Genomic DNA, 5,796 nt, shown 5'->3' on the forward strand with positions numbered 1-5,796 from the left:
CAACTCACCCGTCCAGCAACTGACCTCAGTCATCCCCTCCATACCAGGACAACGACAACCACCAGCTCAGGACACGAACCGCTGCTGGAGTACTAGGCAGCCAGGCGTCGCCAGCCGTCAAGCTGGAGCCGAGGCCCAACTCCTGGGGTAAGTGCTTCCCCACGCGAATAGGCGGAGTAGAGCAGCGCTGCGACGAGACGGCTCTGGACGGCAAGTTGGCCGTACGTAAGGACGGGAAAGTGAGTCTTCAGCGTCCAGAGCAAGCCTCTGCACCCCCGGCCAGCGAGCAGTGGCCCGCCCACTTCGCGTGCCCCCTGCCCTCCTGCGCATGGGATGCGCCGAACGACCACAATGCCTGCCGTACTCTGCAATGCTACCTATGCACGTCGCCTACACTGAAGTCACATGCCCCCCTCCGTTATTTTTAAATCTAGAATTTTAGAGGAGTACACAAACCCATGACCGAGGCAGTGATCCGATCTGTAGCATCCCTCTCGGATAACGTGCTCTGGATACGAGAGTCCGCAGACTTCGACCCGGATAACGCTCCGTTGAGGCCCTGGATTGACCGCCCATCCGAGGACGATTACCCAGGCTGGCGTATCCGATCGGCCTATGCAGGGCCTGACCTCGCTTTTTCAGTGGAATATGTGGCGTGCAAGGTGTGCCGAATTGCCTGGATAGGGGCCATTAATTCATATGAGGGGTTTCAACATTGCGGGCTCGCGTCGGCGGCACTCAGCTCTCTACGCAACGTTCATTCGGGACTCTGGTGGCATACATGGAGCGAGCACTGCCCTAAACTGGCGCCCTTTTGGCGCACAATGGGCGCGAAAGTACCCGGGGAGTATTCATGGCGGCAGGCATGCGAGCATGTAAGCCGCATTCATGATTGCATCTGATAACTAGCCGTGGGCGGCACGCAAAACGCAGGTACTCTCCATGAACTCGCCAGCGCCCAGAGACGCCACGGGAGTGAACTTTCGGGCAGGATCGGCGAACTGTACCGGAGCGGTCTATGCCGTGATTTTAGGCCAGCTGGGTCGTTGGTGTGATAGCGGATTGGAGCCTTGCTGATTTCAAACTCTGGGCCGACTAGTTTGGGTCAGCCGCAAGAGCTGTTCGTGCATCAGTTCAGCAGGACGCAGCCGGGGGAGAGGCGCTTGACTTTGTGCGGGACTGATGACTCCGTTAGAGCGGAAGAACGGCTGGGCGCTGGCAAAACAGGCAGGTCATGCGGTTCCGGACCGTATCCATCGGCTGCTGAACCGGGTCGATTTGGGACGCTGATGGGTTCCTCGACCAACGTGTAATTACGCCGTGGCATTTCGGCTACTGGGATGCCGCGCTGATCGGCGACGACACTGGCTTCCTGAAGATGGGCTGAGGGCAGGCCAGCCCGAGCGCCGCCGCGGTGATTCCACGTGCGGCCACACCTCCTTCACCCAGCCGGCCACCGCTTCATCCGCGCTCCAGGGCACGACGGGCCGGAACCTGATGACTCCAGCCATGCCGGCGCAGCATCTGCGAGATCCCCGACAACATCATCGACTTGTGAAACCGCCGGCCGATCAGCGGCTTGATCCTGGCCAGTGTCCATCTCTGGTCCGGCCAGCCATGCGCGACCGGCTTCCTTGGCCAGCTCCTCCTCGAGCGCGACGAACAGTGCCTCGCTCAGCTTCGGCCTGGACGCTGGGCCGCGAGAGCGAACCCCGTCCCGGCCAGCCGCCTTCCAGGCCTGCCGCCACCCCTGCACCGACCGGACGCCGACCCGTAACTCCTTCGCGATGTCCGTGCTGCCCCGCCCCTCGGCGAACATCACCGCTGCTTCCATCCGGACCCACTCGCGGAACGCTTGCCTCTCCGCAGTCAGACCCCACCCTGCGGATACCTCATACACCCGGCATACCGCGATACACCCGGCATACCGCGACGATCACCGATCGTCAGCCCCTACGACAACCCACCTTCAAGGTCAGTAGGTGCTTCGGTCCGAACGATGGATACGGCGTCGCCTGGACGCTGCTGCACCTCATTGAGACAGGACCGAACCCCATACTGACGACCCATCCGACCCCAGACATCAACGAGTGGCACCACCGGCTCTACGATCGCGCTGTGTTCGAAGGGCTCATCCCGACGACTTGACGAATTAGCGCCGTGAGGTGTCTTCCAAAGAGGGTGAGCCCCCAGCAATTCCTCGATCCAAGTGGCCAAGAGTCTCCGCTGGTCAAGCACTGCTCGGAGCGAGTTGGCGAGGCTGGGACGATCAGAGTGGCCGCGTCGGCGCCCGAGACGACGATCTGTTCCTCCAGTGCGGTGAAGACGTCCTCGATGAGGCGCTCGGCCATCGCCAGGCGCGAAACTGTGCACGGATCCGGCCCAGGAACTCCCCGTGAGTGGTCGAGCGAACGATCACCTGACTTCACGGCCTAGGGCGGTTCCGCTTACGCCGAGGAACGGCAAGCCGACATCCATAAAGCTTCCTCGCCCCCGCCTACTGCCTGATCACCCACCAACAACACAGGTCATTGCGTTAGCCGTGTAAGCCCTCGACACTCCACGCACATTAAGACGGTGTCATATGTGGTGAGGTGGACGAGTCGTTTGTAGCAGCAGAGGGCGGCTGCGAGCCTGGGAAAAACCAGGTAGTTGCGGGGCTGGCGTTCGTCACGGGGGCTGAGTCTGCGGTAGCCGGACAGCCACGAGATCGTTCGCTCGATGACCCACCTGCGTCGGCCCAGTCGTTGGCTGCAGTCGATGCCTTTGCGGGCGATGCGCACGCCGATGCGCTTACCTCGCACCCATTTCCGCAGGTGGGGGACGTCGTATGCCTTGTCGGCGTGGAGGCGCTGGGGCTTGAAGTGGCGGCCGCAGTGGGGGTCATGTCTCGTTTGGTGCCCCGCCACCATGGGCCTCAGTGCTTCGCTGTTGTGGGTGTTGGCGGCCGAGAGGCCGACGAGAAGGGGCAGTCCGTTCGCGTCCGACAGGACGTGCATCGTGGAATCCGGCTTACCCCGGTCCCACGGGACTCGGATCTGTGAGTTCGCCCCTTTTTTCGCCCTCACGTGGGCGGAGTCGAGGACCGCTCGGGAGAGGTCGAGCAGGCCAGCGTCGTCCAAGCGGTGCAGGATCTCCTCGTGCAGCCAGCCCCACACACCTACCCGCGACCAGATCAGGAACCGGCGATGCGTGGTCGACTTCGATATGCCGAAACACGGCGGCAAAGCCCGCCAGGCGCACCCGCTGACCAGCACGTAGATGATCGCCGCGAACAGCGTCTCATCAGGCGTGTCCTGCGTCCCACCGCCCTGCGGCCGCACCCTCGACGGCGGGATCAGCGGCTCGGCGATGTCCCACAACCCGTCCGGAACAATCCAACGCCACCTACCCCGCCCCATGAACAGTCCAACGAGCGATCACCACATAGGACACGGTCTAAAAAAGGGCCTACTCGCAGCGCTTTGTCGGCGCCATCCGAGGTTGCGCATCGCCAGTAACGGGGCGTAACGGGAGCAGAAGGCAGCCGCTTCAAGTGAGCACCTCTTACTCAGGCAGCTGCCCTTCGACGGAAAGAAAGTGAAATAAGGGATCAACTGCGACCACTAGGGACATATGGCCGGCTGGGCGTGAAGCTGCAGCACGGCTAGACCGGCACGTGAACGGAGATCGAGATGCAAGCGGGATTTAACTGGATGAAGGAAGGGGCCTGCACTGCTCCAGAGGTGGAACCAGAAATATTCTTTCCCGCCACCCACACGCTGGGGTCTCTACGAGGTTGGGACAAGCCGGCAAAGAAAGTATGCAGAGTGTGCAGAGTGCGCCAGCAGTGCCTAAAATCGGCACAACAGAATAAAGTGCATTACGGCGTATGGGGCGGCTTCAATCCTGCCGAGCGGCGAGCTATAGCCGCAAGAAATCATGATGGCAACTAACACCTGTTAGCCACCCCTATTTTCGCCGTCGCCCAAGTCGTCCGCAAGCGAATCACCTTACAGCTCCTCTAATTGCCGTTTGTCTTGATATCGTGAGGCGAATACTTCATGAATGTAATTACGTCATCGCGGGAAGTGAAAAAAGCAAACACCTTGGAAGCTCTCGCGCGAGCCCTTTTCTGCACTTCCCTGGAAGCGGCAAACGCGTCAAGTTCAGACCAGATTCACGCCGCTGTCTTGTATACGCTTGGGGCGGATTTTACCGACTCCTGTGCGCGCACAGTAGAGGCGGCAAAAAATGCCAATCCAGTGAAGTATATGCGGCGAATGAGTTGGTGCAGGCAAACAATCTTACTAGTTTTCTATTGCCGCAATCGGTCTACCGCGAAGAAGGCGTGAAAATGGCCGCGAGGCGACTGCGCGCGTAAATTCGCTTGCCTGTATTCATCTAGGCAAGAAAGGAGAGATATTTAACACCGATCATCCCGCAAAGGCTTCATAAGATTCGTTCTGAAAGCCCGCCGCAATAGCACTACCCCGCCCCGTGGAGCGGCTGGCCCCCAAACAGCCGCGCGGCATCCCGAAACACCGCTGGTCGGGCATGGGTGGGGCCGTTTGCGAGTCTGGGGGAGAGGGAGTTCGCGGGGCTAGTGGCGCTGGACCGTATGTTAGAGCATCACGCGCCACTGCTAGCGATCTCGCCAGCCCGACGGAAAAATTCTCTTTTTCGAAATATCGTGGCTGTGGTGAGCAAGGTGGGACTCGAACCCACATACCTCAAAGGGTGGCAGATTTTAAGTCTGCTGCGTCCGCCAATTGCGCCACTTGCCCGTGTGTCACCACCATGACCTCCCACTAGGCGTTAAGATTGAGCAATCGATACTCATATACAAATTTGGCGGGATCCCAGCTCTCCATGCAGTCCGTGATCGGCCATCATCTAGCATTGGTCTCTCCTCTCCGGCGAGCTACTGCGCAGCCTGCTCGCGGCAATGGCATGATATCCATCACCGGAGGGCGGAGGTCGACCGAAAGTAGCGGAGCTATTTAACTTAAATGTCCGCCACGCTCACATGTAGGCGAGTCGAACCAAGTGAAGCCAATACCTAAGCGGGCACTTTCGCGCTAATCGCAGGCAATGGATCACTCCACTGCAAGTATATTGGGGGACAATAGTGTGGCTTTTTCTAGTAGGGGCACTCTTTGCCTTCTTGGGTGGCGAGATCACGGCACTGGCTATAGGCCTCTCGTACCTAAGCGCAGGAACCGTTGGAAGTACCGCAACGATTATTTCGGCAACAGCCGCCAACCTCCTTCCGTGGACTGGAATAGCGTCATTCCGAGTACTATTCTCCTGTCTTCCCGGTAGGGGAGAAATGAAGTCGGCTCTTGCAAAAATCGAGTCCTCGGATTCAGTCAGCGAAGGATCTGGTGTGGTCGTTCGGCTCGAGGTCACGGTCGTACCTGATGACGGCAGTCTTGCTTATCGCGCGAAGTGTAAGACCGCTGTCGACTTGTCGGCTATCGACGCATTCCGGAAAGGCCAAATTATCGGCGTTCGCTACGACCCTAATCAGCCTTGGAGGGTGAAGGTCGCTTTCCAGCCATCGCCCTATTGGGCGGAAAGCGCCACCAGCATCGGGATCGCATCGGCACCAGAAGAGGCACTGCGCAGACGACCCCGGCCACGGCAACGAATCGTCATCGCATCAATAGCATTCACGGTTGGAGCAGCTTTCGCGGCATGGCAAAGCTTTATCTTACTCTAAGACGGTGTCCTATGTGGTGAGGCGGAGGAGCCTCTTGTAGCAGCAGAGGGCGGCGGCGAGTCCGAGAAACGCCAGGTAGTTGCGGGGGTGGC

Annotated in this window: 2 protein-coding genes, 1 tRNA gene and 2 pseudogenes; 1 reads left to right on the forward strand and 4 read right to left on the reverse strand. The window is 59.7% G+C overall.

Going from position 1 to position 5,796, the window contains the following annotated elements; all coding sequences use genetic code 11:
• Positions 1–1,346: 1,346 nt before the first annotated feature.
• The 3 genes and pseudogenes from ACZ4NT_RS38530 to ACZ4NT_RS38540 all read right to left on the reverse strand — a co-directional run.
• Positions 1,347–1,896 (reverse strand): annotated as a pseudogene (locus ACZ4NT_RS38530) (winged helix-turn-helix domain-containing protein); the annotation flags it as partial.
• Positions 1,897–2,169: 273 nt separating this feature from the next.
• Positions 2,170–2,351, reverse strand: a pseudogene (locus ACZ4NT_RS38535) (IS110 family transposase); the annotation flags it as partial.
• 177 nt (positions 2,352–2,528) lie between these two features.
• A complete protein-coding gene (locus ACZ4NT_RS38540; protein ID WP_467730079.1) occupies positions 2,529–3,401 on the reverse strand; it encodes an IS5 family transposase in 873 nt (290 codons plus the stop codon).
• A 294-nt stretch (positions 3,402–3,695) separates the two neighbouring features.
• Here ACZ4NT_RS38540 and ACZ4NT_RS38545 point away from each other — a divergent pair, with 294 nt between their 5' ends.
• The gene (locus ACZ4NT_RS38545; protein ID WP_467730081.1) at positions 3,696–3,935 is read left to right on the forward strand and encodes a WhiB family transcriptional regulator; all 240 of its coding nucleotides are present in this window, start codon (positions 3,696–3,698) and stop codon (positions 3,933–3,935) included.
• 744 nt (positions 3,936–4,679) lie between these two features.
• Here the strand turns inward: ACZ4NT_RS38545 and ACZ4NT_RS38550 are convergent.
• Positions 4,680–4,766: transfer RNA gene (locus ACZ4NT_RS38550), tRNA-Leu, on the reverse strand.
• Positions 4,767–5,796 lie beyond the last annotated feature (1,030 nt).

This window comes from Streptomyces sp. NPDC026417, assembly GCF_055567695.1.

What these genes read in the sequence shown, in the direction of transcription:
- ACZ4NT_RS38540 (WP_467730079.1), bottom strand. Translation starts at nt 3,401, where the DNA reads ATGGGGCGGGGTAGGTGGCGTTGGATTGTTCCGGACGGGTTGTGGGAC.
- ACZ4NT_RS38545 (WP_467730081.1), top strand. Translation starts at nt 3,696, where the DNA reads ATGAAGGAAGGGGCCTGCACTGCTCCAGAGGTGGAACCAGAAATATTC.